The 23,170-nt window shown below is 66.3% G+C and carries 28 protein-coding genes and 1 tRNA gene; 13 read left to right on the top strand and 16 right to left on the bottom strand.

Annotated elements, in window-relative coordinates:
• Positions 1 to 112: 112 nt before the first annotated feature.
• Positions 113 to 541: a hypothetical protein gene (locus sphst_RS19175; RefSeq protein ID WP_056405464.1), complete on the bottom strand. Its 429-nt coding sequence runs from the start codon at positions 539 to 541 to the stop codon at positions 113 to 115.
• Positions 538 to 1,251, bottom strand: coding sequence for a ParA family protein (locus tag sphst_RS19170; RefSeq protein ID WP_031394522.1), 714 nt, complete (start codon positions 1,249 to 1,251; stop codon positions 538 to 540). The genes sphst_RS19175 and sphst_RS19170 overlap by 4 nt, the downstream gene beginning before the upstream one ends.
• Before the next feature lie 195 nt (positions 1,252 to 1,446).
• Between sphst_RS19170 and sphst_RS19165 the strand changes: the two genes are divergently transcribed.
• Positions 1,447 to 2,514 carry an SPOR domain-containing protein gene (locus tag sphst_RS19165; RefSeq protein ID WP_056405462.1) on the top strand — a complete coding sequence of 356 codons (1,068 nt, stop codon included), beginning with the start codon at positions 1,447 to 1,449 and terminating at the stop codon, positions 2,512 to 2,514.
• A 22-nt stretch (positions 2,515 to 2,536) separates the two neighbouring features.
• Here the strand turns inward: sphst_RS19165 and sphst_RS19160 are convergent, their stop codons facing one another.
• On the bottom strand, positions 2,537 to 3,271 hold the full coding sequence (locus tag sphst_RS19160; RefSeq protein ID WP_056405459.1) for a Crp/Fnr family transcriptional regulator: 735 nt from the start codon (positions 3,269 to 3,271) through the stop codon (positions 2,537 to 2,539).
• A gap of 140 nt (positions 3,272 to 3,411) precedes the next feature.
• Entirely contained in the window at positions 3,412 to 4,293 is an 882-nt protein-coding gene (serB, locus tag sphst_RS19155) for a phosphoserine phosphatase SerB (protein WP_031393966.1), read from the bottom strand.
• Between serB and miaA the strand changes: the two genes are divergently transcribed.
• From miaA to leuA, 6 genes are all read left to right on the top strand, one after another.
• Complete coding sequence (miaA, locus tag sphst_RS19150) at positions 4,286 to 5,215, top strand: tRNA (adenosine(37)-N6)-dimethylallyltransferase MiaA (RefSeq protein ID WP_056405457.1); 930 nt, start codon at positions 4,286 to 4,288, stop codon at positions 5,213 to 5,215. The genes serB and miaA overlap by 8 nt on opposite strands.
• An 82-nt stretch (positions 5,216 to 5,297) precedes the next feature.
• A complete protein-coding gene (locus sphst_RS19145; protein ID WP_107046001.1) occupies positions 5,298 to 7,046 on the top strand; it encodes an acetolactate synthase 3 large subunit in 1,749 nt (582 codons plus the stop codon).
• Positions 7,046 to 7,561 carry an acetolactate synthase small subunit gene (gene ilvN / locus sphst_RS19140; protein WP_031395186.1) on the top strand — a complete coding sequence of 172 codons (516 nt, stop codon included), beginning with the start codon at positions 7,046 to 7,048 and terminating at the stop codon, positions 7,559 to 7,561. Before sphst_RS19145 ends, ilvN begins: the two co-directional genes overlap by 1 nt.
• A gap of 107 nt (positions 7,562 to 7,668) precedes the next feature.
• Positions 7,669 to 8,688, top strand: coding sequence for a ketol-acid reductoisomerase (gene ilvC / locus sphst_RS19135; RefSeq protein WP_031395187.1), 1,020 nt, complete (start codon positions 7,669 to 7,671; stop codon positions 8,686 to 8,688).
• A gap of 479 nt (positions 8,689 to 9,167) precedes the next feature.
• Positions 9,168 to 9,773: a YceI family protein gene (locus sphst_RS19130; protein WP_031395188.1), complete on the top strand. Its 606-nt coding sequence runs from the start codon at positions 9,168 to 9,170 to the stop codon at positions 9,771 to 9,773.
• A gap of 193 nt (positions 9,774 to 9,966) precedes the next feature.
• Positions 9,967 to 11,625, top strand: coding sequence for a 2-isopropylmalate synthase (gene leuA / locus sphst_RS19125; protein ID WP_031395189.1), 1,659 nt, complete (start codon positions 9,967 to 9,969; stop codon positions 11,623 to 11,625).
• A 42-nt stretch (positions 11,626 to 11,667) separates the two neighbouring features.
• Here leuA and sphst_RS19120 read toward each other — a convergent pair whose 3' ends face one another.
• The 7 genes from sphst_RS19120 to sphst_RS19090 all read right to left on the bottom strand — a co-directional run bounded on the left by sphst_RS19120 (position 11,668) and on the right by sphst_RS19090 (position 16,709).
• The gene (locus tag sphst_RS19120) at positions 11,668 to 12,345 is read right to left on the bottom strand and encodes a type 1 glutamine amidotransferase domain-containing protein (RefSeq protein ID WP_031395190.1); all 678 of its coding nucleotides are present in this window, start codon (positions 12,343 to 12,345) and stop codon (positions 11,668 to 11,670) included.
• Between the two features lie 105 nt (positions 12,346 to 12,450).
• Complete coding sequence (locus sphst_RS19115; protein ID WP_031395191.1) at positions 12,451 to 12,807, bottom strand: dihydroneopterin aldolase; 357 nt, start codon at positions 12,805 to 12,807, stop codon at positions 12,451 to 12,453.
• A complete protein-coding gene (locus sphst_RS19110; RefSeq protein ID WP_031395192.1) occupies positions 12,800 to 13,573 on the bottom strand; it encodes an SDR family NAD(P)-dependent oxidoreductase in 774 nt (257 codons plus the stop codon). Before sphst_RS19110 ends, sphst_RS19115 begins: the two co-directional genes overlap by 8 nt.
• A complete protein-coding gene (gene folE, locus sphst_RS19105; RefSeq protein WP_081877669.1) occupies positions 13,570 to 14,196 on the bottom strand; it encodes a GTP cyclohydrolase I FolE in 627 nt (208 codons plus the stop codon). Before folE ends, sphst_RS19110 begins: the two co-directional genes overlap by 4 nt.
• Before the next feature lie 173 nt (positions 14,197 to 14,369).
• On the bottom strand, positions 14,370 to 15,209 hold the full coding sequence (fghA, locus tag sphst_RS19100; RefSeq protein ID WP_031395194.1) for an S-formylglutathione hydrolase: 840 nt from the start codon (positions 15,207 to 15,209) through the stop codon (positions 14,370 to 14,372).
• Positions 15,209 to 15,592 carry a VOC family protein gene (locus sphst_RS19095; RefSeq protein WP_107046000.1) on the bottom strand — a complete coding sequence of 128 codons (384 nt, stop codon included), beginning with the start codon at positions 15,590 to 15,592 and terminating at the stop codon, positions 15,209 to 15,211. The genes fghA and sphst_RS19095 overlap by 1 nt, the downstream gene beginning before the upstream one ends.
• Before the next feature lie 10 nt (positions 15,593 to 15,602).
• Entirely contained in the window at positions 15,603 to 16,709 is a 1,107-nt protein-coding gene (locus tag sphst_RS19090) for an S-(hydroxymethyl)glutathione dehydrogenase/class III alcohol dehydrogenase (protein WP_031394797.1), read from the bottom strand.
• Positions 16,710 to 16,827: 118 nt separating this feature from the next.
• On the opposite strand from sphst_RS19090, the gene sphst_RS19085 reads away from it, so the two are divergent.
• Together sphst_RS19085 and sphst_RS19080 are read left to right on the top strand one after the other, a co-directional pair.
• The gene (locus sphst_RS19085; RefSeq protein ID WP_031394798.1) at positions 16,828 to 17,031 is read left to right on the top strand and encodes a DUF2945 domain-containing protein; all 204 of its coding nucleotides are present in this window, start codon (positions 16,828 to 16,830) and stop codon (positions 17,029 to 17,031) included.
• A gap of 48 nt (positions 17,032 to 17,079) precedes the next feature.
• Entirely contained in the window at positions 17,080 to 17,340 is a 261-nt protein-coding gene (locus sphst_RS19080; RefSeq protein WP_031394799.1) for an SWIB/MDM2 domain-containing protein, read from the top strand.
• Positions 17,341 to 17,518: 178 nt separating this feature from the next.
• Here the strand turns inward: sphst_RS19080 and sphst_RS19075 are convergent.
• Positions 17,519 to 17,595 (bottom strand) — tRNA-Arg (locus sphst_RS19075).
• A 245-nt stretch (positions 17,596 to 17,840) separates the two neighbouring features.
• On the opposite strand from sphst_RS19075, the gene sphst_RS19070 reads away from it, so the two are divergent.
• From sphst_RS19070 to sphst_RS19060, 4 genes are all read left to right on the top strand, one after another.
• Positions 17,841 to 18,536 carry a hypothetical protein gene (locus tag sphst_RS19070; protein ID WP_159043710.1) on the top strand — a complete coding sequence of 232 codons (696 nt, stop codon included), beginning with the start codon at positions 17,841 to 17,843 and terminating at the stop codon, positions 18,534 to 18,536.
• Between the two features lie 236 nt (positions 18,537 to 18,772).
• Positions 18,773 to 19,705, top strand: coding sequence for a glycosyltransferase family 2 protein (locus sphst_RS19065; protein ID WP_051916453.1), 933 nt, complete (start codon positions 18,773 to 18,775; stop codon positions 19,703 to 19,705).
• Between the two features lie 82 nt (positions 19,706 to 19,787).
• On the top strand, positions 19,788 to 20,177 hold the full coding sequence (locus sphst_RS21520) for an oligosaccharide flippase family protein (protein ID WP_159043709.1): 390 nt from the start codon (positions 19,788 to 19,790) through the stop codon (positions 20,175 to 20,177).
• Positions 20,150 to 20,851 carry a hypothetical protein gene (locus tag sphst_RS19060; protein ID WP_267895137.1) on the top strand — a complete coding sequence of 234 codons (702 nt, stop codon included), beginning with the start codon at positions 20,150 to 20,152 and terminating at the stop codon, positions 20,849 to 20,851. The genes sphst_RS21520 and sphst_RS19060 overlap by 28 nt, the downstream gene beginning before the upstream one ends.
• A gap of 18 nt (positions 20,852 to 20,869) precedes the next feature.
• Here the strand turns inward: sphst_RS19060 and sphst_RS19055 are convergent, their stop codons facing one another.
• Genes sphst_RS19055 through sphst_RS19040 form a run of 4 tightly spaced genes read right to left on the bottom strand, consistent with a single transcriptional unit; the run spans position 20,870 to position 23,139 of the window.
• The gene (locus sphst_RS19055; RefSeq protein ID WP_031394804.1) at positions 20,870 to 21,301 is read right to left on the bottom strand and encodes a DUF1178 family protein; all 432 of its coding nucleotides are present in this window, start codon (positions 21,299 to 21,301) and stop codon (positions 20,870 to 20,872) included.
• Positions 21,298 to 22,125: a carbon-nitrogen hydrolase family protein gene (locus sphst_RS19050; RefSeq protein WP_107045999.1), complete on the bottom strand. Its 828-nt coding sequence runs from the start codon at positions 22,123 to 22,125 to the stop codon at positions 21,298 to 21,300. The genes sphst_RS19055 and sphst_RS19050 overlap by 4 nt, the downstream gene beginning before the upstream one ends.
• Positions 22,125 to 22,379 carry a glutaredoxin 3 gene (gene grxC / locus sphst_RS19045; protein ID WP_031396302.1) on the bottom strand — a complete coding sequence of 85 codons (255 nt, stop codon included), beginning with the start codon at positions 22,377 to 22,379 and terminating at the stop codon, positions 22,125 to 22,127. The genes sphst_RS19050 and grxC overlap by 1 nt, the downstream gene beginning before the upstream one ends.
• Positions 22,380 to 22,410: 31 nt before the next feature.
• On the bottom strand, positions 22,411 to 23,139 hold the full coding sequence (locus sphst_RS19040) for a ComF family protein (protein WP_234387752.1): 729 nt from the start codon (positions 23,137 to 23,139) through the stop codon (positions 22,411 to 22,413).
• Between the last annotated feature and the right edge of the window lie 31 nt (positions 23,140 to 23,170).

The following is a 23,170-nucleotide window of genomic DNA, read 5'->3' as shown; positions in this document are numbered from 1 at the left end:
GCCGCGGCCGGTCTCGCCCGCGCTGCACCCGACCATCGTGCCGCCCAGTACAAGGGCCGACAGCCCCATCGAAAGAAGGATTCGTGTCGTCATCGGCTATGATCCCACCGGTTCATTTCGGGGCCCTGGTCACGGGAAGCTGCGCAACGAGCGCGTCGACCTCGGGCAGATTTTGAAGAAAGGCATCGAGCGCGAGCGTCACGAGGTGTTGCGACGAATGCCGCGTCATCGCACTCGCCAGCCGCAGCCGGACATGCCGGTCGCTGTCGAGGCGGAGTGTAAAGGCGGCCTTGCCGTTGCGCGTTCTGGCTGCGCTCTCGCGCGCGATCCGGCGTGCGGTCGCAACCGTCACCGACGTGACAGAAGCGGCATCATCCTCGACCGGTACGACCGTGGCCGTACCGAGCGCGAGCGGCCGCATCGCCGGGCGTGCGTCGCCCTTGCGCGCCAGCAGCGACGCCGACAGCGAGCCCAGCGGCTTCGGCAGGTCGGCCGATTCGGGATGCGACTGGACGGGCGGGCGGGCGGGCATCGCGCTCATCCGACCACCCGCCGGCCGAAGCCCGGCGCGGGCCCGCGCTGCCCGAACCCCGCGCCTGCGTTCGGCACGCTGAACACCGTGCGCCGGAAATTCTTTTCGAGCCGGTCGGTGACATAGGCCCAGAGCGCTTCGATCTCCGCCGCGGACTTGCCCTTGGGATCGACCTCCATGACCGTGCGGCCGTCGATCATCGAGGCGGCGAAATCGGTGCGCTGGTGGATCGTCATCGGCGCGACGGTGCCGTGCTGAGAGAGCGCGACGATCGCCTCGGCCGTGATCCGCGCCTTGGGGGTCGCGGCATTGACGACGAAGATCAGCGGCTTGCCCGCGCGATCGCACAGATCGACGGTCGCACCGACCGCGCGCAGGTCATGCGGGCTCGGCCGGGTTGGCACGACGATCAGCTCCGCGATCTGGATCACCGTCTGGATCGCGACCGTGATCGACGGCGGCGTGTCGATCACCGCCAGCTTGAACCCCTGCTGGCGAAGAATTTCGAGATCGGCGGCGAGCCGCGCGACCGTGGTCTGCGCCAGCGCCGGCGCCTCCGCCTCGCGCTCGTTCCACCAGTCGGTCAGCGACGCTTGCGGATCGATATCGATCAGCACGACCGGCCCCTGCCCGGCGCGCTCCGCCTGGACCGCGAGATGCCCGGACAGTGTCGTCTTTCCCGACCCGCCTTTCTGCGATGCCATCGCCAGAACGCGCATAAGCCCCCTTACGTCTCGTCAACCAAGGCACGCGATGCCATGCCAGCGGATAAGAAGCGGTTAACGCGTGGTTCCCAAGCCGTTACGACGACGTGCTGCGCCCCCGCACCCGACGGCGCACGGCTTAACCCGATCTTTGCCTTCGCCGGGCTATCGCGACATGACGATCATCATTTGGCTTTAACGAGGTACTCGATGCGCAACCTGATTCTGGGCGCGGCGGCGACGGTGGCAGCGCTGGGCGCGGTGCCGGCCGCGGCGGACGTGAAGGCCGGCGTCGATGCCTGGAGCCGCGGCGACTATGCGACCGCGATCGACCAGTGGCGTCCGCTCGCGATCGCGGGTGACGCCGATGCGCAGTTCAATCTCGCCCAGGCCTATAAGCTCGGCCGCGGCGTCACGCTCGACCCCGCGCTCGCCGAAAGCTGGTTCCGCAAGGCGGCGCTGCAGGGTCATGTCCAGGCGCAGGACAATTACGGCCTCGCGCTGTTCCAGGCCAACAAGAAGGCGGACGCGCTGCCCTGGCTCGAAAAGTCGGTGGCGCGCGGCGAACCGCGGACTCAGCTCGTGCTCGGGACGATGTTGTTCAACGGCGACGCGGTCCCCCGCGACTATCCGCGCGCCTATGCGCTGATGTCGCGCGCGAGCACGTCGGGATTGCAGTCGGCCTCGCAGACGCTGGCGCAGATGGACCAGTATATCTCCCCCGAAGACCGCCAGCGCGGCACGGCGCTCGCCGAGCGCTATGCAGCGCAGGAAAAGATCGCGCGGTCGGGACTGTCGCCTGCGTCGCCGCCGCCGATCTCGGCCACTGGCCCTGCCAGGCCCGCTCCCCAGCCCGCTCCCCGGCCGGTGACGCCGGTCGCGCGCACCACGGTCCCCGCCTCATCCGTGTCCCCCGCGCCGGTGCCCCCGCGCGCTGCGCCGGAGCGTGCTGCCTCGCAAGCCGCGACCAGACCCGCACCGGTCACCCCGCCCCGGCTCGCGTCCGCGCCCAAGCCGGCGCCGAAGCCCGTGCCGAAGCCAGCAGCGAAGCCGGTGGCCGGGTCGGGGAAATGGCGGATCCAGCTTGGCGCGTTCCGCGATCGCGGCAATGCCGAGACGCTGTGGGGCAAGGTCAAGGGCAGGCTGGGCGGCGCGCAGCCCAGCTATGTCGCGGCGGGACCGGTGACGCGGCTGCAGGCGGGCGGATTCGCCAGCCGGGCGGACGCGACGCGCGCCTGCGCCGCGTCAGGCCAGCCCTGCGTCATCGTCGCCCCCTGACGCATCCCGACACGCCCGGCGTTCAGCCGCGCCGGCTCGGGATCCAGCTCGTGTCGCGTTCCGGACTTTGCGGCAACGCGGCGAGGACCGCCAGCGCGTCGCGGTCGTCGATCGTGATGACCCCGCGCCGCCACGTCGCGATCCCCGAGGTCCGCAGCTGGCGCAGCGTCCGGTTGACATAGACCGGGGTCAGCCCGGTCATGTCGCCGATATCCTCCTGCGTCAGCGGCACCGGCACGACGTTCTCGATCGTCGGGTCGTTGCGCCGCAGCCGGGTGCGCAGTTCGAGGATCAGCGCGGCGATCCGGCTCGCCGCGCTGGTCCGCCCGATCGACGCCAGCCGCTCCATCAACACGACACGCTCCTGCTGCGAGACGAGGAAGAGCAGGGCCGCGAGCCGCGGGTTGCTGCTGAACACCTGCCCGATCGCTGCGGTCTCGATCACGCCGAGCTTCGCCGCCGAGACGGCTTCGATCGTGTCACACGCGGTCGGGGCGGCAAGGCTCGGCATCCCGACCAGATCGCCGGGCAGATGAACCTTGACGATCTGCCGCGCGCTCTCGCCGACGATGATGCTGCACGCGACCCAGCCGCTCAGCAGCATATAGACCTGCGGGTCGGGCGAGCCCTGCATCCGCAGGGTATCACCACGCTTCAACCCGATCGTCGGCCCGGCGAGCCGCCGGAAGGTATCAATGTCGTCGTCATCCGCACAGGTGAACGCCTTGAAGCGCTCATAATCCCAGCCAGCATCCATTCGTCTCAGCCAATCGATCGTAAGTCTTTGGCGCGACCCCTAAATTTTGCGCGTGACTTGGCAAGCTGAGATATGGTGCACGGCCTTAACCTGGATCACCAAAGTGGGACTCGGCGGCCTACGGACGCAATCGACGGGGGTTAATCGATTACCCACGCCGCACGGGGCAGCCCCTGTGCGTAGAGCAGCGTGGTCAGATCGCCATGGTCGATCCTCGCCGCCGCCGCCGCCGCGACGATCGGCTTGGCGTGATACGCGACGCCCAGGCCGGCCGCTTCGATCATCGCCAGGTCGTTCGCGCCGTCGCCGACCGCCAGCGACTGTCCCTCGACCAGCTGCCCGTCAGCGATTGCCGCGCGCAGCGTCGTCAGCTTGGTCTGCGATCCGACGATCGGCTTTTCGACCGCCCCCGTCAGCACGCCGCGCTCGACCTTCAGGACATTGGCGATCGCGCGGTCGAAACCGATCTCGCGCGCGACCGGCTCAGCAAAACGCGTGAACCCGCCCGAGACGAGCACCGTCGCGGCCCCTTGGGCGCGCATCGTCCGCACCAGCGCCTTGGCGCCCGGCATGATCCGGACCCGTTCGGAAAGGCAGCGTTCGATGTCGCTCTCAGCCAGCCCCTCAAGCAGCGCGACGCGCGCATCGAGTGCCGCCTCGAAGTCCAGTTCCCCGCGCATCGCGCGCTCGGTGATCTCGGCGATCTGCGGCTTGATGCCTGCATAGTCGGCGAGCTCGTCGATGCACTCTACGGTGATCATCGTCGAATCCATGTCCGCGATCAGCAGCGCCTTGGTCCGGGTCAGGCTCGACTGCACGACCACATCGGTCTTGCCGAACGCCCCCTCGAGCGCGGTCCGCGCCGCGTCGGGCGCCATGCCGAAGATCAGGTCGGCGGCGTCACCTTCGTCGATCCAGCCGCTCGCACCCGGCGCGCAGCCCGCATCGCGGAGCCGGTCCATCGCGGTCGAAATATCGCCTGCGGTCAGCGTGCCCGAGGCTATAAGCGTTGCCGTGAACATAGAACATCTCCCGAAGGTCGCGCTCATCGCAGGGCCGACCGCGAGCGGCAAGTCCGCGCTCGCGCTTGCCATCGCCGCGCGCCACGACGGCGTCGTCATCAATGCCGATTCCGCGCAGGTCTATGCCGATCTGCGCATCCTCACCGCGCGTCCTTCGGCCGAAGAGGAAGCGAGCGTCCCGCACCGCCTGTTCGGCCATGTCGACGCCGCCGACGCGACCTATTCCGCCGCGCGCTGGGCCGCGGAGGCGACGCGGGCAATCGACGAGGTGGTGGCGGAGCGCAGACTGCCGATCCTGGTCGGCGGCACCGGGCTCTATGTCCGCACTTTGCTCGACGGCATTGCCCCCGTCCCCGCGATCGACCCCGATCTGCGCGAAAAGGTCCGCGCGCTTCCCGTCGCCGAGGCGCATGCCGCGCTCGCGCTGCTCGACCCGCCCGCCGCCGCACGGCTCAACGCCGCCGACACCACGCGCGTCGCGCGCGCACTGGAGGTGGTCCGCGGGACCGGCCGCACGCTCGCCGACTGGCAGACCGAACGGGTGGGTGGGATCGGCGACCGTCTCGATGTCCGCGCGCTGATCCTGATCCCCGACCGCGACTGGCTGAACGCGCGCATCGACCAGCGCTTCGCCGAGATGGCCGAGACCAGCCAAGCGGAAGTCACCGCACTCCTCGCCCGCACCGACATCCCGCAGGACGCGCCGATCCGCCGCGCGATCGGCGTTCCCGAGATCGCCGCGCTCGTTCGCGGAGAGATGTCGAAAACCGACGCGATCGCGGCCGGATCGCTCGCCACGCGGCGCTATGCCAAGCGGCAATATACCTGGCTCCGGCACCAGCCCCCGGCCGCCTGGACGCGCACCGATGCACTCGATTTTTCAACGCGCTTGCAGCATTTTGAAACTATATTGCTAAAATGATGTTTGACACGCATCTTTTATATCGGTAGCCGCCCCCTCCACGAGGCGCTAAAGGCGGCGCATTCGAAAGGATTTTGACGTGATGACCGAGAAGAGTGGAGCCGATATCCTGATCGAGGCGCTGTGCGATCTCGGCGTGGAGGTCGTGTTCGGCTATCCGGGCGGTGCCGTGCTGCCGATCTACGACGCGCTGTTCCGCAGCGGCCGGATCAAGCACATCCTGGTGCGCCACGAACAGGCGGCGACGCATGCGGCGGAGGGCTATGCCCGCTCGACCGGCAAGCCCGGCGTGGTGCTCGTCACCTCGGGGCCCGGCGCGACCAATGCGGTCACCGGGATCACCGATGCGCTGATGGATTCGATCCCGATGGTGGTGATCACCGGTCAGGTGCCGACCGCGCTGATCGGCACCGACGCGTTCCAGGAGGCCGATACCGTCGGCATCACGCGCCATTGCTCGAAGCACAATTATCTCGTGAAGGACCCCGCCAAGCTCGGCGGGGTGATCCACGAGGCGTTCCACATCGCCACCTCGGGTCGTCCGGGGCCGGTGGTCGTCGACATCCCCAAGGACGTGCAGGTCGCGACCGCGCGCTATGCGAAGCCCGGCCCGATCCAGCACAAGACCTATCGCCCGCAGGTGAAGGCCGACCAGAGCCAGATCGAGCAGCTGGTGGACATGCTCGCCACGGCCGAACGTCCGGTCCTGTACACCGGCGGCGGCATCATCAATTCGGGCCCGGCTGCGAGCCAGCTGCTGTGTGAGCTGGTCCGCATCACCGGCGCACCGGTGACGTCGACGCTGATGGGCCTCGGCGCCTATCCCGCGAGCGGTGAGCAGTGGCTCGGCATGCTCGGGATGCACGGCACCTACGAGGCCAACATGGCGATGAACCAGGCCGACCTCGTCGTCGCGCTGGGCAGTCGGTTCGACGACCGCGTGACCGGCCGGCTCGACGCGTTCAGCCCGAATTCGCGGAAAGTGCACATCGACATCGATCGCTCGTCGGTGAACAAGACGGTGCGCGTCGATCTCGGCATCATCGCGGACGTCGGCCATGCGCTCGAGGACATGGTGCGGATCTGGAAGAGCCGTCAGCATCCCAAGCCCGACACCACCGACTGGCAGCGGCGGATCGCCGGCTGGCGTGCGGTCAAGTGCCTGGACTTCCCCGAGAACGACCCGAACGAGATCATGCCGCAGCGCGCGATCCGGGCGCTGTTCGACGCGACCAAGGCACGCAACCCGATCATCACGACCGAGGTCGGCCAGCACCAGATGTGGGCAGCACAGCATTTCAGGTTCGAAAAGCCGAACAAGTGGCTGACCAGCGGTGGTCTCGGCACGATGGGTTACGGCCTGCCCGCCGCGATCGGCGCGCAGCTCGGCAATCCGAACGCGCTGGTGATCGACATCGCCGGCGAGGCGTCGATCCAGATGAACATCCAGGAGCTGGCGACCGCCACCCAATACCGGTTGCCGGTGAAGATCTTCATCCTCAACAACCAGTATATGGGCATGGTCCGCCAGTGGCAGGAACTCACCTATGAGAGCCGCTACGCCGAGAGCTATTCGGATTCGCTGCCCGATTTCGTCCGGTTGGGCGAGGCATACGGCTGGAAGGGCATCCTGATCGAGACGCGCGACCAGCTCGACAGCGGGATCGCCGAGATGCTGGCCCATGACGGCCCGGTGATCGTCGATTGCCGCGTGTCGCAGCTGACCAACTGCTTCCCGATGATCCCGAGCGGTGCTGCGCATACCGACATGATCCTGCAGGCGAACGAAGTGTCGGGCACGATGGACGACGAAGCGAAGGCACTGGTTTGATGCATATTTCCCAGGAAAAGGCCGAGCGGCACACGCTCGCCGTGATCGTCGACAACGAACCGGGCATCCTCGCCCGGATCGCCGGCCTGTTCACCGCGCGCGGCTATAATATCGAGAGCCTGACCGTCTCGGAGATCACCGCCGACAAGGCGGTCAGCCGGATCACGATCGTCACCAGCGCATCTCCCGCGACGATGGAGCAAATCCTCGCGCAACTCGACCGGCTCGTCCCCGTCCACAAGGTCACCGACCTGACCGCGCAGGGCGCGCATGTCGAGCGCGAGCTGGCACTGGTCAAGGTGCGCGGCACCGGCGACCACCGGATCGAGGCGCTCCGCCTCGCCGACGTCTACCGCGCGCGCGTGGTCGATGCGACGACGTCGAGCTTCGTGTTCGAGGTGACCGGCGGGATCGACAAGATCGACAAGTTCGTCGAACTCATGGGCGAAGTCGGCCTGATCGAAGTCGCCCGCACCGGCATCGTCGCAATCGCCCGCGGCAAAGAGCCGGCCTGAATTTACCCCGTCATCCCGACGCAAGTCGGGACACAGAACCACGAACGGCGCCGCCTGGAACCCTGGGTTCCGGCGTTCGCCGGAATGACGAAAGAAGGAAGAATATAATGCGTGTCTATTACGATCGCGACGCCGACCTGAACCTGATCACCGAAAAGAAGATCGCGATCGTCGGTTACGGCTCGCAGGGCCATGCGCACGCGCAGAACCTGCGCGATTCGGGCGTCAAGGACGTCGCGATCGCGCTGCGCGAGGGCTCGCCAACCGCCAAGAAGGCGATCGAGGCCGGGTTCGCAGTCAAGTCGAACGCCGAGGCGGCCGCCTGGGCCGACATCGTCATGATCCTCGCGCCCGACGAGCATCAGGCCGCGATCTATGCGACCGACCTGCACGACAATCTGAAGCAGGGTGCGACGATCGCGTTCGCGCACGGCCTTAACGTGCATTTCGGCCTGATCGAGCCACGCGCCGATCTCGACGTCATCATGATCGCGCCCAAGGGCCCCGGCCACACCGTGCGCAGCGAATATGTCCGCGGCGGCGGCGTCCCCTGCCTGATCGCGATCGACCAGGACAAGTCGGGCAACGCGCACGACATCGCGCTCGCCTATGCATCGGGCGTCGGCGGCGGGCGCTCGGGCATCATCGAGACCAATTTCCGCGAGGAATGCGAGACCGATCTGTTCGGCGAGCAGGCCGTGCTCTGCGGCGGCATCACCCACCTGATCCAGGCCGGGTTCGAGACGCTGACCGAAGCCGGCTACGCCCCCGAAATGGCCTATTTCGAGTGCCTGCACGAGACCAAGCTGATCGTCGACCTGCTCTATGAGGGCGGGATCGCCAACATGCGCTATTCGATCTCGAACACCGCCGAATATGGCGACATCACCACGGGTCCGCGGATCATCACCTCGGAGACCAAGGCCGAGATGAAGCGCGTGCTGGCCGACATCCAGTCGGGCCGCTTCGTGAAGAACTTTATCCTCGACAACCGCGCGGGCCAGCCCGAGCTTAAGGCGGCGCGCAAGCAGGCGCTGGCGCATCCGATCGAGAAGATCGGCAGCGAGCTGCGCGGCATGATGCCGTGGATCGGGAAGAATGCGCTGGTGGATCGCGAGCGCAACTAAGCGCGAGCGCGGCCGGCACGACGGAGCACGCCCATAGGGCGCGGCTTCGCCGTGGCCGACGGGCGGGCGTGGGGATTGCGCGTCGCTCGCCCCAACACCCCCTACCCCACTCCGGCGAAGGCCGGGGCTTAGTTGGAAAGGCCGGAGTAACGAAGCGCCGTCTTCCGTTACCACCGTCCCCCAACTGGGCCCCGGCCTTCGCCGGGGTGGTTGCTTTTTTTTGGGGGGGTAACCGCTCTCCTCCCCGTTCCCACACCACTGCCGTTCCCAACCACACCCGTTCCCCCGCGAAGGCGGGGGTCCAGGTCTCGGGCGGTAATCGTGGTTCAGCTAGCCCCCCGCGTCCGCGGGGGAACAACAGCGGGCGTGCCTTCCCCCCCCCCCCCACCGACCCAAATCCGAAACACAGCGTTGGCATAACGTCATTTGACGCGCTCCCTCCGCTCGGCCAGCATCGCGCGTTCAACAGGAGACCCCGCATGCGCCTAGCCCTAGCCACCATCCTCGCCCTCACTGCAGCCCCCGTCCTTGCCCAGACCGCCGCCGTCCCCGGCGCCCCCGTCAAGGCGCGCGTCGCCGCCGGTACCTATGCCGTTGATGCCAACCACACGCAGGTGACGTGGCAGCTCAACCATATGGGCTTCTCGATGCTCGAGGGGCAGCTCGGCGCGTCGGGTGGCAGCATCACGATCGATCCGGCCAAGCCGAACGCGACCAAGGTCGAGGTCAATTTCGCGATCGACCAGCTGTCGGTCACGTCCGCGCCGTTCGCGGGTCATCTGAAGTCGAAGGACTTTTTCGACGTCGCAACCTACCCGACCGCCAAGTTCGTCTCGACCAAGGTCGTCGCGACCGGCGACAAGGCGACCATCACCGGCGACCTGACGCTCAAGGGCGTCACCAAGCCCGTCGTGCTGCAGGCAACGTTCGTCGGCGCGGGCGCGAACCCGATGAACAAGAAGCTGAACTTCGGCTTCCGCGCGACGACATCGATCAAGCGCAGCGATTTCAACATCGGCGCCTATGCCCCCGTCGTGTCGGACAAGGTCGACCTGACGATCAACGCGGCATTCGCTGCGCAATAATACGTACGCCGACCCTATCGCGCTGGACATTTACCGTGTCCGCGCGATAGGGAAGACGCAATGTCTCACGGTCGCCTCCTGCTGCTTCGACTTACGCGCCCTTAGGCGCGCCGATCGTTTGCGTGGTGGCCAGCCCCCGCGCCTCGCGCCTAAGGGCTGACCCGAACGCTCCCGATCACGAGAGACACGAGCCATGCTGCGCGACCCATCGACCAAGTACCGACCCTTCCCGCAAATCGACCTGCCCGACCGCCAATGGCCGTCGAAGACGATCGTCAAGCCGCCGCGCTGGCTGTCGACCGATCTTCGCGACGGCAACCAGGCGCTGATCGACCCGATGGATGCCGAGAAGAAGACGCGCTTCTTCGACCTGCTCTGCAAGGTCGGGCTGAAGGAGATCGAGGTCGGCTTCCCGAGCGCGGGCGCAACCGAGTTCGATTTCATCTCTGGTCTCGTGAAGACTGGCCGCATCCCCGACGACGTGTCGATTCAGGTGCTGACCCAATCGCGCCGCGACCTGATCGAGACGAGTTTCGCCAGCCTCGTCGGCGCGAAGACCGCGATCGTCCACCTCTACAACGCGGTGTCGCCGGCATGGCGCAAGATCGTGTTCGGGATGGACCGCGCGCAGGTGAAGCAGATCGCGATCGACGGCGCCAAGGTGCTGCGCGACGAGGCCGCCAAGCAACCGAACGTCCGCTGGCAGTTCGAATATTCGCCCGAGACCTTCTCGACGGCCGAGCTCGAGTTCAGCCTTGAGGTCTGCGAGGCGGTGATGGACGTGCTGATGCCGACGCCCGACAATCCGATCATCTTCAACCTGCCCGCCACCGTCGAGTGCGCGACGCCGAACATCTATGCCGACCAGATCGAATGGTTCGGCCGCAATATCCGCAACCGTGACTCGGTGGCGATCTCGCTGCACACGCACAACGACCGCGGTACCGGCGTCGCCGCCGCCGAGCTCGGCATGATGGCGGGCGCGGACCGGGTCGAGGGCTGCCTGCTCGGCAATGGCGAGCGCACCGGCAATTGCGATCTCGTGACCGTCGCGCTCAACATGTACACGCAAGGCGTCGACCCGAAGCTCGACCTGTCGGACATCGACGCGGTCGTGAACACGGTCAACTACTGCACCAACATCCCCGTCCATCCGCGCACACCCTACGCGGGCGACCTCGTCTTCACGGCGTTTTCGGGCAGCCATCAGGACGCGATCAAAAAGGGATTCGCCGCACAGGAGGCGAAGAACGACACATTGTGGGAGGTGCCGTACCTGCCGATCGACCCCGCCGATCTCGGCCGCAGCTACGAGGCGGTGATCCGCGTCAACTCGCAATCGGGCAAGGGCGGCGTCGCCTGGGTGATCGAGCAGGACAAGGGGCTGAAGCTGCCCAAGCGTCTCCAGGCTGATTTCAGCCGCCACGTGCAGGCCTATGCCGACGAGACGAGCCGCGAGCTGAACGCGGCGGATATCTGGCAGCTGTTCGAGCGGACCTATTTGCCGCACGCCGACGACCGCGTGGAGCTGCGCGACTATGAGGAAAGCGGCACCGCGGGGCAGCGCGTCTTCATCGGCCGCGTCGCGATCGATGGCGAGGAACGGTCGATCTCGGGGCGTGGCAACGGGCTGATCTCGGGCGTGATCGCGGCGATCGCGGAGTCGACCGGCCCGACGCTCGACGTCGTGGACTATAACGAGCATGCGATCGGTCATGGCGCGGACGCGCAGGCGGCAGCCTATGTCGAATGCCGGACCGCGGCGGGCAAGACGGTGTTCGGCGTCGGCATGGACACCGACATCGCCACCGCCTCGGTTCGCGCGGTCCTCAGCGCCGCCAACCGCGCCTGACACCCGGAAGGGCGGCCACCGGTCAAGCCGGTGGCCGTTCGCTCAGCCGAGCTTTGCCAGCAGCGCCTGTGCCGCCTTTTCTGACGATGCAGGGTTCTGCCCGGTGATCAGCAGGCCGTCCTCGACGACATGCACGCCCCAGTCGGCAGTCTTCGAGTAATTGCCACCCTGCTGCGCGAGCACGTCCTCGACGAGGAACGGCACGATATCGCTGAGCCCGACCGCCGCCTCTTCGCTGTTGGTGAAGCCGGTGACCGTCTTCCCCTTCACCAGCGGCGAGCCATCGGCCGCCTTCACGTCGCGCAGCACGCCGGGCGCGTGACAGACCAGCGCGACCGGCTTGCCCGCGCCGATGGTCGTCTCGATCAGCGCGATCGACGCCTGGTCGTTGGCCAGATCCCAGAGCGGACCGTGACCGCCGGGATAGAACATCGCGTCGAAGTCGGCGATCTTCATCTCGGACAATTTCCGCGTGTCGGCGAGCGCAGCCGTCGCCTCGGCATCGCCCTCGAACCGGCGCGTCGCATCGGTCTGCGCGTCGGGCTTCGCGCTGCTCGGATCGAGCGGTGGCTGGCCACCGGCCGGCGAGGCCAGCGTGATGGACGCGCCGGCATCCTTGAACACGTAATAGGGCGCGGCAAGCTCCTCGAGCCAGAAGCCGGTCTTTCGGCCGGTATCGCCGAGATCGGCATGCGAGGTGAGGACGACGAGAATGTTCACCATAAGTCTCCGGATGAGGGGGTTATGGGCAGGGAACGAGCCGGCTCCAGGATCGGCGCCGCTCACGGGCACCAAATGCGCCCGGTCGTGGGACTATCGCCTCCACTAGATCGCACGCTCCCGCACGATCCGGCACCCGATCGCGGCATCGGGGTAGATGTCGGTCTTCATCGTCTCGACCTCGACCCGCCGCACCCGCGCATCACCCAGGCACAGCGCCGCGATCGCCTCGCACAGCGTCTCCTGCAACGCGAACGGACGCTCCGCCGCCATCGCCAGGATCCCGGCGCGTACGAAGTCGTAATCGAGCACCTCGCCGATCGCATCCTCGCCGAGCGGCCCCGGATACACCACCGTCATCTCGACCGAGACGACCACGCGCTGCGGCGCCACCTCGTGCGGATAAATGCCCAGCCGCATCATCACCTCGAGCCCGTCGAGGATCGTCGTGAACTCAGCCATTGCGCTCCCCATGATGCCGGTCGAACATCACATCGCCGTCGCGCGCCAGAAACCGCTGCCCGCAATCGACGAACAGATTCTGTCCGGTCACGCCGTTCGCACCCAGCAGCCACGCGACCGCGTCGGCGACTGCCTTCGCCCCGACCGGGCGCTGGAGCAGGTTGTCGCTCGCCACTGCCTCGAATTCCGCGGCGGTCTGGTCACCGCTCGGCAGCGTCAGCCCTGGCGAGACCGCGTTGACGCTGATCCGGGGGCCCAGCGCCTGCGCCAGCATCACCGTCGCCCCCTCCAGCGCGATCTTGCCGCAGCTATAGGAGAAGAAATCGGGGTTCAGGTTGACGACCTTCTGGTCGAGCAGATTGACGATCGCGCCGTCACGGACATCCTCCTGCGACGCCAGCGCCGAGGCGAGCAGCACCGGCGCGCCGCAGTTGATCGCAGCGAGCTCGGCGAACAGCGCAGGATCGACCGCGGGCGGTCGATCGAACGCGAACTTCGATGCGCAATTGACCAGCCCGTCGATCGGACCGCCGATCGCGCCCCGCGCCGCCGCGAACAGATCGCCGACCCCGTGCAGATCGCTCAGATCGCCCTCGACCGCCGCCGCGCGGCCACCGCTCGCGACGATCTCGTCGACCAGCGCCGCGGCCTCCTCGGGCGAATGCCCCTGATGCACGACCACCGCATGCCCGTCCGACGCCAGCCGCCGGACGATCGCAGCGCCCAAGCGCTTCGCCCCGCCGGTGACCAGGACGGTTCGGATCATGCGCGCGCGCCCATCAGCGACAGCACCTCCTTGCGGCTGCGCTCGTCCTCGCGGAACACGCCCATCATCCGGCTGGTGACCATCGTCACCCCCGGCGTCCGCACGCCGCGCGCGGCCATGCAGGCATGCGTCGCCTCGATCACGACCGCGACGCCCTGCGGCTTCAACTGCTCCCAGATGCAGTCGGCCACCTCCGCGGTCAGCCGCTCCTGCACCTGCAACCGGCGGGCAAAGCCGTGCAGCACGCGCGCCAGCTTCGAGATGCCGACGACATGGTTGCGCGGCAGATAGGCGATGTGCGCCTTGCCGATGATCGGCGCCATGTGATGCTCGCAATGCGACTGGAACGGGATATCCTTCAGCAGGACAATCTCGTCATAGCCGCCGACCTCCTCGAACACGCGTTCGAGATGCCGCGCCGGATCGTCGCCATAGCCCGCGCAATATTCCTTCCAGGCGCGCGCGACCCGGCGCGGGGTGTCGACCAGCCCCTCGCGCGCCGGATCGTCGCCGGTCCAGCGGATCAGTGTCCGGATCGCCGCCTCGACCTCCTGCGGAACGATCAGCTTGCCATCCGGGCCGACGGCTGGCTCGGCATCGGCAAAAGGCGTTTCGGCGATCATCACAGCGCTCCATCATTCCGCCGCAGGTCGGCGTGCAAGGTCCTCGGTACGAAAGCCCGACCGAGGTATCATAATATCGACAATATCGCAGCGGACTCCCGCCCGCCGCGCGCCATGCGGCCGTCCGCGGCCCGAACACAAGGGCCACATCATATCGCTTGCGCTACGGCGTGTCAGGCGCGCCGCAGCCGTTCCGCATGCCAGGCGACATGATCCGGCATGAAGGTCGATATGAAGTTATAGCTATGGTCGTATCCCGGCTGCATCCGCAACGTCAGCTCGATCCCCGCCGCCGCGCACGCCTCCGCCAGCAGCGCCGGCTTCAGTTGTTCGTCGAGGAACCCATCGGCCTCCCCCTGATCGACGAGGATATCGGCGACCCGCGCGCCATCGGCGATCAGCGCACAGGCGTCGTAGGCACGCCAGTCGGCACGGTCCGGCCCCAGATACCCCGTCAGCGCCTTTTCACCCCAGGGGCAGTGCAGCGGCGCGACGATCGGGGCGAAGGCCGACACGCTGCGGAACCGGTCGGGATTGCGCAGCGCGATCGTCAGCGCGCCGTGCCCGCCCATCGAATGCCCGGTGATCCCCTGCCGCGCCATGTCCGCCATCGGAAACTCCGCCGCGATCAGCGCTGGGAGTTCGTCCTCGACATAGCGCTTCATGTTGAAGTTCGCGGCCCAGGGCTGCTCGGTCGCATCGACGTAGAAGCCCGCGCCCTGGCCGAAATCATAGGCGTCGTCGTCGGGAACCCCCTCTCCGCGCGGACTCGTGTCGGGGGCGATCAGGATCACGCCGTGTTCGGCACAGGCACGCCGATACTCGCCCTTGTCCATGACATTGGCATGCGTGCAGGTCAGCCCCGACAGGAACCACAGCACCGGCAAGCGCGCGTCCGGCGCGTGCGGCGGGACATAGACCGCAAAGGTCATGTCGGTGCCGGTCGCGGTCGACGCGTGGCGGTAGACGCCCTGCGTGCCGCCGAACGCCGTGCTGGTCGATAACGTCTCCATCATGCGACCCGGTGAGTGGCGCAGAGCTTGTTGCCCGACGGGTCGCGCAGATACGCCAGATACAGGGTGCGACCCGCGGTGCCGTGCCGCACGCCGGGCGGATCCTCGCAGGCGGTGCCGCCATGCGCGAGCCCCGCGGCATGCCAGGCGTCGGCCGCCTCGGGCGAGGCCGCGACGAACCCCATCGTGCTGCCATTGCCGTGGCTGGCCGGCTGCCCGTCGAGCGGCTTGGTCAGCAGGAAGCGGCCGCCAGCGTGCGCATAGACGAGCCGGCCCCACTCATCGACGACGCCCTCGGGCACGCCAAGCGCACCCAGGCTCGCGTCGTAAAACGCTTTCGATGCCGCGATATCGTCGGCGCCGAGCATGACATGGCTAAACATGGCGTATTCCTCAGTAGATCACGACGGAGCGGATGCTCTCGCCGGCGTGCATCAGGTCGAACCCCTTGTTGATCTCGTCGAGCGTCAGGCGGTGCGTGATCATCGGGTCGATCTCGATCTTGCCGTCCATATACCAGTCGACGATCTTGGGCGTGTCCGTACGTCCACGCGCACCGCCGAACGCGGTCCCGCGCCAGTTGCGCCCGGTGACGAGCTGGAACGGCCGCGTGCTGATCTCCTTGCCCGCCTCGGCCACGCCGATCACGATCGAGGTGCCCCAGCCGCGATGACAGGCCTCGAGCGCCTGGCGCATGACGGTCGTGTTGCCGGTCGCGTCGAATGTGTAATCCGCGCCGCCGTCGGTCAAAGCGACGATATGCTGGACGATGTCGCCCACATCTTTCGGGTTGGCGAAATGCGTCATGCCGAAGCGGCGACCCCATTCCTCGCGGTCGGGATTGATGTCGACGCCGACGATCATCCCTGCACCCGCCAGTCGCGCGCCCTGGATCACGTTCAGCCCGATCCCGCCGAGCCCGAAGACCACGACCGTATCGCCGGGCTGGACCTTCGCGGTGTGGACCACCGCGCCGACGCCCGTCGTCACGCCGCAACCGACATAGCAGGAGGTGTCGAACGGCGCGTCGGGGCGAATCTTGGCCAGTGCGATCTCGGGCAGCACGGTGAAGTTCGAAAAGGTCGAGCAGCCCATGTAATGGAAGATCGGCCGCCCCTTGTAGCTGAACCGCGTCGTGCCGTCGGGCATCAGCCCTTTCCCTTGCGTCGCGCGGATCGCGGTGCACAGGTTGGTCTTCTGGCTCAGGCACGACTTACACTGGCGGCATTCGGGGGTGTAGAGCGGGATGACGTGATCGCCGACCGCGACGCTGGTGACGCCCGCGCCGATCTCGCGGACGATGCCCGCCCCTTCATGCCCCAGCACGCTCGGGAAAAGGCCTTCCGAATCAAGTCCGTCGAGCGTGTAGGCATCGGTGTGACAGATGCCTGTGGCCATGATTTCGACCAGAACTTCGCCGGATTTGGGTCCCTCGAGGTCGAGCTCGACGATCTCGAGCGGTTTTTTCGCCTCGAAGGCTACGGCGGCGCGGGTCTTCATGCATGGGTCTCCTTGGTGGCGCATCAGATGAACCGCAGCCCCTGGGTCTGCAACCGCGGATCATGCAACAAAACCCGCACCTCTGCGCTTGATCGTTGAATATCAAGGAGATGGTGTGATGAAGGATCCGAAAAAGGGCGACGAGGTCACCTGGAAATCCCCCGGCGGCACCGCGCACGGCACGGTCGAAAAGAAGCAGACCAGCGACACGACGATCAAGGGCCACACCGTCCGCGCGTCCAAGGACGAGCCGCAATTCATCGTAAAGAGTGACAATGGCGGCAAGGCAGCGCACAAGGCGGGCGCGCTCAACAAGGCGTGACCACGCGTGCAGTGCCTAACGCACGCATGCGAACAGGAAGGAATGCTTATGGCTACAGCTCCCAAGACCGGCGGCATCCACGCCCCCGTCCAGCCCTCTCCCGAGCTCGGCGAGATCGTCGGTAACGACAAGCTCCCGCGCAGCGAAGTGATCAGCAAGGTCTGGGTCTATATCAAGGCCCACAATCTGCAGAACCCTGAGAACAAGCGCGAGATCCTCGCCGACGAGAAGCTGAAGAAGGTCTTCGGCCGTGACAAGTGCACCATGTTCGAGATGAACAAGTACATCTCGCAGCACGTCAAGGCCTAAGCCTGACCGGGACGCCAGGCGACGTTGCCACCTCCGCGGAGGGTTCAACGTCGCCTGATTGCTCCTAACCCCTCGCGACCCGGCCGCGCCAGACGACAACCCCTGTCGCCGGCCAAACTACATCCCTGACGAATGTCGCGATGCCCGCAGGCGGCGGATCGCTTGATAATGTCGGTGGTGGTGACCCCGAGTGGATTTGAACCACTGGCCCCCAGATTAGGAATCTGGTGCTCTATCCGGCTGAGCTACGGGGCCACGCACGCGACGTCCATACTAGCCCCATTCCCGTCGGTCCAGACTGCGCGCGTCCGTCGACGCAAGCGATTATGACAGCCAGACCCAAACCTGCGCAACGCGGCTGCAAGGCGGGCGAACGCTGAACCGCGGACCTGCGCCCTGCCCAAACGGGCTAGGCCGCCGAAAAGGCGCATCATCTAAACCACCTATGCAACTGTCAACAAACGCATTACAGTTTTGTGACAGGGCAATTGGGGGCCGTGATGAAAAAAATGATCGCCACGGCTGCAAGACCCATGCTGATCGGCCTGGGGGTCATTCTAGCGATCGACCTTGTTGTACTCGGGATGTTCCTGCGCTGGGCCTATGTCGAGCACGCGAATGTGACGGAGAGCATGCTCTATGGTCAGCTGCTCTACTCGTCCGTCGACGGATCGCTGATGGAGATCTGGGGATATCTCAAGGAACTGACGATCATCGGCCTCGCGCTTTATGCGTTCCTCCACGCGAAGGAGCTTTTCTACGCGGCCTACGCGCTCCTGTTTCTGGTGGTACTCGCCGACGACTCGCTGCGGCTTCACGAGCATTTCGGCGCGGTGCTGTCGCAGTATGCCGTGATCGGACCTCATGGCGAAATTCTTGCGCAGGCAATCTTGTCCGGCATTCCCCTGGCGCTGACCCTGTTGGGCATGGTCAGGCTTGCTCGCGATCGCATCGCCCCCGCCCTCATGCTGCTCTTCGGTTTCTGCGTCACCGCGTTCTTCGCCGTGGTCGTCGACAAGCTTCATGAGATGCTGATCGGCCCCGGGCATTTTCAGACGATCAGCACGCTCGTCGAAGATGGCGGCGAACTGATAAGTCTGACGCTCATCCTCGCCATATGGGGCATTTTCGGCCGTATGATCGTGCCGCACGTGACAATTGGCATGATACCGCACGATGCGCTTGAGGTTGCTTAGCGACAACTGAGCCGCTCCACGTCGCTGACACGGAAGCACGGCGACGTGTCGCCAATCGCGCGATCATCTACGACGCGGCGTCGATTTGACCTGTCCCGTCTTGACCTTGGTTAGCAGCCCGCGGTGTATTGCAATTCGAGCGGACGTCCGCTTAAGGCCCGTCAAGTACGCATTTGGCGGCTCAATCCAGGACTTCGAAGATGCCAAATAGCGTTTCGCCGACGAGCGCAATTCAGATGAATACGCCTGAGATCTGCGTCGTGATCCCGGCTTATCGTGCGGCCCAGTTCATCGGCAAGGCGATCGACTCTGCCCTGTCCCAGACCGACGTCGCGCTCGAAATGATCGTCGTTGACGATCATTGTCCTGATGACACGCACGCAGCCGTGACGGCGCGCTATGGTCATGTCGCAAACCTCTCCGTGATCCGGCTCGACCGGAACGGCGGCCCATCGGCGGCGCGCAATGCGGGATTTGCGGCGGCTCGGGCGCCGTGGATCGCGGTGCTCGATGCCGATGACGCCTTCGAACCCGGCCGGTTGCGGCACCTCCTCGACGTCGCCGGTGCGTTTGCCGCCGATATGGTTGCGGACAATGTGCGATTTCTGGACGAGGCCCAGGCGGCGTCGAGCCCGCCACAAATCCGGGCAATCCGGTCCGCCACGGAGATTGACCGCCACGCCTTCGTTGCGGCGGCCCGGCCGTTCAACCAGGACATGGACTATGGTTTGCTCAAACCGATGTTCCGCCGTCAGTTTCTCGAAGACCATGCCATTCGCTATGATCCGGCCATCCGCCATGGTGAAGACTTCAAGATGTATTTCGATGCCATGCTGTGCGGGGCAAAGTTCGTCATTACCCCGCAACCCGGCTATGTCTGGACGCTGCGCACATCGGGCAAAAGCCAGACGACCGTCGATTATACGGCGCAGATTGCGATGAGCGCATTGCTGGCGAAACGCTCCGACGTTGCCGGTGACGGCAAGCTGGTCGCACTATTGCACGATCGCAGGCAGGCGCTTGGACGGCTCGAGACCTTGAACGGATTTCGCCACGCGGTGCAGTCGGGCAAGCGCGGCCAGGCAATCCGCCTGTTCCTTGGACATCCCTTCATCGTGCGGCAATATGCCGGGCGCGCGATCAGGAAGGTCGCACGACTGATCCGCTAGCGCCGCCGCGCATCGTGTGCCAGCACGACCCCCGCCTTATACGTTGCAACGACAGTGATAGAGTGAGCCCGAGGCGTTGCGTATGCGCAAGTCACTTGGATGGATGGGCGGTTCTCAGCAATATATTCCATACTCCAGCTGGTTAACTTTGTCCGGCACGATCGCCACCGTGGCCTTCGCGGTCGCGGGCCAGAGCTATATGAGCTTTGCCTATGGGCAGATCATCGCCGCCTTGATCAGCACCGCGATGGCGATCGGCCTCGCGCCGCATCATGCCAGGGTCAAAGTCGCATTCGACAACTGGCGCGACGTGCATCGGTTCAGCATCAACGTGCTCGCCACGCTGGGCATTTCCCGGGTCTTCTCGCGGTTGCAGGATATGGCGCTCGCTTGGTGGGGTTGGCCGCGCTCGGCTTATATTCCAGGTCCGGCAACATTTTCAGCATGTTGTGGGACAGCGTGTTCCTGGTGATCTGCCGCATCATGTTCGTCGATTTTGCCGCGGGGATCCGCGCCGGCTTGCCGATCGGGCCGCGCTATCAGAACGCGCTGGCCCTGTTCACCGCGCTGATGTGGCCGACTTTCCTGGGGCTTGGCGTGCTGTCGGGGCCTTTCGTGCTGCTCATCTATGGCGCGAAATGGGTATCGATCGCGATGTGCCTGTCGATCCTGTGCGTCGTCGGCGTGTTCAATACCGCCATCGCGATGGCGTGGGATCTGTTCATCATCGCCGACGAAACCGGCCGTCAGGCACGCTTCGAGTTCGTGCGCAGCATCGTCGGCTTCGTCGTATTTTCGGCAGCCTGCTTCATCAGCATCGAGGCTGCAGCGCTGGCGAAGGTCATCGATGCGATTTTTGCCTGCGTGCTCTACATGCCGCATATCCGCCGGATCACGGACAGCCAGTACCGGGACATGTTCGCCATCTATCTGCGCAGCGGGATCGCAACCAGCGCCGCGATCGCGCCGGCGATCATCGTCATGGCCTGGCATGGCTGGGCCGCGACGACGCCGCTGGTCCCGATCGTCCTGGCCGTCGGCATCGGCATCGCCCTGTGGGGCATCGCGCTGCGGCTGCTGAAGCATCCGTTGTTCTTCGAGATCAAGTCCGCGCTGAAACCAGTGCTCGCGCGCGTTACGCGGTAAGGCCGGGCGACCCCATCTTTAGTTGATCGTATCGGGTGGCGTGACCGGGAGGGGCAGCGGTAGCACGGCGACGCCGTCCTCGACCAGCGCCCTGGCCTCAGCGAGGCTGGCCTGGCCGTGGATCGGTTCGGGGGCCTCGTCGCCCAGATGCATCGCGCGCGCGCGATCCGCGAAGGCGCCGCCGACCCACCGGGATGACGCGAGCAGTTCGGCCTGTTTCGATGCCAACATCGTCATCATCGCCTTCATCCGCGCGGGCGTCGAAGCCTCAGCTACGCGATTGCCCTTGCCCGAGACGGCCGGCGCCATCACCGCCTTCGCCACCTCTGCATCGCCGCATAGGGGGCATTCGACCTGTCGGGCTGCGCGCTGTGCCTCATAGGCCGCGCTCGAGCCGAACCACGCCTCGAACACATGCCCGGTGCCGCATTTCAGGTCAAAGACGATCACCGGATCACGGCCACGGATGGGATCGGCCGCCGATGATCGAGCGCCGGGATCCTGGCGCGGACGTCCGTCACGCTGTCCGGGCTGATCTCGGCATAGCCGAGCCCTGCCGCCTCACCCATGTCGAGCACGACCGTGCCCCAGGGATCGATCACCAGCGAATGGCCATAGGTCGCGCGACCATCGGCGTGGACGCCGGTCTGCGCCGCGGCGACGACGTAGGAGGCCGATTCGATCGCCCGGGCGCGGAGCAGGACATGCCAATGCGCCGCCCCCGTCGGCCTGGTGAACGCCGCCGGGACCGAAAGCACCGTCGCGCCGGCATCGCTCAACGCGCGGTACAGGTCCGGAAAGCGCAGGTCATAACAGATCGACGCGCCCAGCATGCCGATCGGCGTCTGCATGACGATCGCCGCGTCACCCGCCGCATAGGCGGCAGATTCACGCCAGCTTTCTCCCGTCGGCAGGTCGACATCGAAGAGATGGAGCTTGTCGTAGCGCGCGCGGATCGTGCCCGCCGGATCGATCACGAACCCGCGATTGGCAAACCGCCCGTCTGCCCGGCGGACGGCGAGCGAGCCGAGATGCACCCAGATCCCCGCCTCGGCCGCAGCGGCGCAGACGCGCGCGAGCACAGGATCGTCGGCCTCGGCCACGATCGACGCGGCGGCCCGCGCGCGATCGCGGTCGATCAGACCCGACATTTCGGGCGTGAACAGCATCACCGCGCCCTGCCCTGCCGCCGACCGGATCGCAGCGATCAGCGTTGCAGCATTGACCGCGGGATCGATCCCGCTGGTCATCTGCAGAAGCGCGATGCGGGGCATCAGGCCAGGAGCGGGTCGAGCCCACCCCGGGCATCGAGCGCGGCAAGGTCGTCCGACCCGCCGATATGCTTCCCGTCGATGAACACCTGCGGCATGGTCATGCGACCACCCGAGCGCTCGACCATCTCCTTCTTCTTCGGCCCGCCCATCGTCACGTCGAACGTTTCCGGTTCGACGCCCTTGGCGGCAAGGAGCTTCATCGCCCGCGTGCAATAGGGGCAGAATTGTTTGATGTAGATTTCAACTTTAGCCATTATTTTCAGGTGTGGTCTGACCGTGCGCTTGTCAATAATCGGTGTCGTCCAGAACACGTGCCCAGCACAGGATCGTCACCGATTCCGCCCCCGCCGCGAGCAGCGCGCCGGTGCACGCCGCGCTCGTCGCCCCGCTCGCATAGATATCGTCGATCAGCACGACCGCCCTGCCGCGCAGCCGGGCGCGCCCGCCCGCCGCGACGGCGAAGGCGCCCGCCACCGCCCTGCCGCGCTGACGCCTGCCGAGCCCGCGCAGCACGGTCGTCTGCCGCGTCCGGACGAGGACGTTCAGGTCGGCGGGCACGGCCGACAGGCTCGCGAGTGTCGTCGCGATGAGCGCCGCCTGGTTGAACCCGCGCGACCAGAGCCGCCAGCGGTGCAGCGGTACCGGCACGATCAGCGCCGCCTGCTCGGGCATCAGCCGGTGCATGGCGCGCGCCATCGTGGCGGCGAACGCGGTTCGGCCGCCATATTTCAGCCGCAGCGCCAGGCCGCGCGCAACCGGTCCATAGGCGACCGCGGCGCGGACGCCTGCGTGACGCGGCGGCTGGGTGAGGCACACGGCGCACAATGCGCCGTCGCCGCGATCATGCGCGAAGGGCCGGTTGCACGCGGCACACCAGGGCGGACCGAGAAAGTGCAGGCCGTTCCAGCAGCTTGCGCAGAACCGGTGGTCCGCCGCCACCGGACTGCCGCAGCCGGGGCAGCGCGGCGGCAGCGCCAGCCGGATCACCGCGCCAATCGGATCGAGCAACCGCATCCGCCCTTGTCGTCAAAGCATGCAGACGGCA

This window comes from Sphingomonas sp. STIS6.2, assembly GCF_000732685.2.
GTDB lineage: Bacteria > Pseudomonadota > Alphaproteobacteria > Sphingomonadales > Sphingomonadaceae > Sphingomonas > Sphingomonas aerolata.
The sequence above is the reverse complement of the archived record's forward strand: the minus strand, read 5'-3'. Positions and strand labels throughout refer to the sequence as shown.

Excerpts from the sequence above, each read along its gene's own strand:
- sphst_RS19145 (WP_107046001.1), top strand. The coding sequence starts at position 5,298 with ATGACCGAGAAGAGTGGAGCCGATATCCTGATCGAGGCGCTGTGCGAT.
- sphst_RS19165 (WP_056405462.1), top strand. The coding sequence starts at position 1,447 with ATGCGCAACCTGATTCTGGGCGCGGCGGCGACGGTGGCAGCGCTGGGC.
- sphst_RS19060 (WP_267895137.1), top strand. The coding sequence starts at position 20,150 with ATGTTGTGGGACAGCGTGTTCCTGGTGATCTGCCGCATCATGTTCGTC.
- sphst_RS19050 (WP_107045999.1), bottom strand. The coding sequence starts at position 22,125 with ATGCCCCGCATCGCGCTTCTGCAGATGACCAGCGGGATCGATCCCGCG.
- sphst_RS19110 (WP_031395192.1), bottom strand. The coding sequence starts at position 13,573 with ATGATCCGAACCGTCCTGGTCACCGGCGGGGCGAAGCGCTTGGGCGCT.
- sphst_RS19080 (WP_031394799.1), top strand. The coding sequence starts at position 17,080 with ATGGCTACAGCTCCCAAGACCGGCGGCATCCACGCCCCCGTCCAGCCC.
- ilvC (WP_031395187.1), top strand. The coding sequence starts at position 7,669 with ATGCGTGTCTATTACGATCGCGACGCCGACCTGAACCTGATCACCGAA.
- sphst_RS19090 (WP_031394797.1), bottom strand. The coding sequence starts at position 16,709 with ATGAAGACCCGCGCCGCCGTAGCCTTCGAGGCGAAAAAACCGCTCGAG.
- sphst_RS19170 (WP_031394522.1), bottom strand. The coding sequence starts at position 1,251 with ATGCGCGTTCTGGCGATGGCATCGCAGAAAGGCGGGTCGGGAAAGACG.
- fghA (WP_031395194.1), bottom strand. The coding sequence starts at position 15,209 with ATGGAGACGTTATCGACCAGCACGGCGTTCGGCGGCACGCAGGGCGTC.
- serB (WP_031393966.1), bottom strand. The coding sequence starts at position 4,293 with ATGTTCACGGCAACGCTTATAGCCTCGGGCACGCTGACCGCAGGCGAT.
- sphst_RS19095 (WP_107046000.1), bottom strand. The coding sequence starts at position 15,592 with ATGTTTAGCCATGTCATGCTCGGCGCCGACGATATCGCGGCATCGAAA.
- sphst_RS19065 (WP_051916453.1), top strand. The coding sequence starts at position 18,773 with ATGAATACGCCTGAGATCTGCGTCGTGATCCCGGCTTATCGTGCGGCC.
- sphst_RS19085 (WP_031394798.1), top strand. The coding sequence starts at position 16,828 with ATGAAGGATCCGAAAAAGGGCGACGAGGTCACCTGGAAATCCCCCGGC.
- sphst_RS19160 (WP_056405459.1), bottom strand. The coding sequence starts at position 3,271 with ATGGATGCTGGCTGGGATTATGAGCGCTTCAAGGCGTTCACCTGTGCG.
- sphst_RS19130 (WP_031395188.1), top strand. The coding sequence starts at position 9,168 with ATGCGCCTAGCCCTAGCCACCATCCTCGCCCTCACTGCAGCCCCCGTC.
- folE (WP_081877669.1), bottom strand. The coding sequence starts at position 14,196 with ATGATCGCCGAAACGCCTTTTGCCGATGCCGAGCCAGCCGTCGGCCCG.
- leuA (WP_031395189.1), top strand. The coding sequence starts at position 9,967 with ATGCTGCGCGACCCATCGACCAAGTACCGACCCTTCCCGCAAATCGAC.
- sphst_RS19115 (WP_031395191.1), bottom strand. The coding sequence starts at position 12,807 with ATGGCTGAGTTCACGACGATCCTCGACGGGCTCGAGGTGATGATGCGG.
- sphst_RS19040 (WP_234387752.1), bottom strand. The coding sequence starts at position 23,139 with ATGCGGTTGCTCGATCCGATTGGCGCGGTGATCCGGCTGGCGCTGCCG.
- sphst_RS19175 (WP_056405464.1), bottom strand. The coding sequence starts at position 541 with ATGAGCGCGATGCCCGCCCGCCCGCCCGTCCAGTCGCATCCCGAATCG.
- sphst_RS19070 (WP_159043710.1), top strand. The coding sequence starts at position 17,841 with ATGAAAAAAATGATCGCCACGGCTGCAAGACCCATGCTGATCGGCCTG.
- grxC (WP_031396302.1), bottom strand. The coding sequence starts at position 22,379 with ATGGCTAAAGTTGAAATCTACATCAAACAATTCTGCCCCTATTGCACG.
- ilvN (WP_031395186.1), top strand. The coding sequence starts at position 7,046 with ATGCATATTTCCCAGGAAAAGGCCGAGCGGCACACGCTCGCCGTGATC.
- sphst_RS21520 (WP_159043709.1), top strand. The coding sequence starts at position 19,788 with ATGCGCAAGTCACTTGGATGGATGGGCGGTTCTCAGCAATATATTCCA.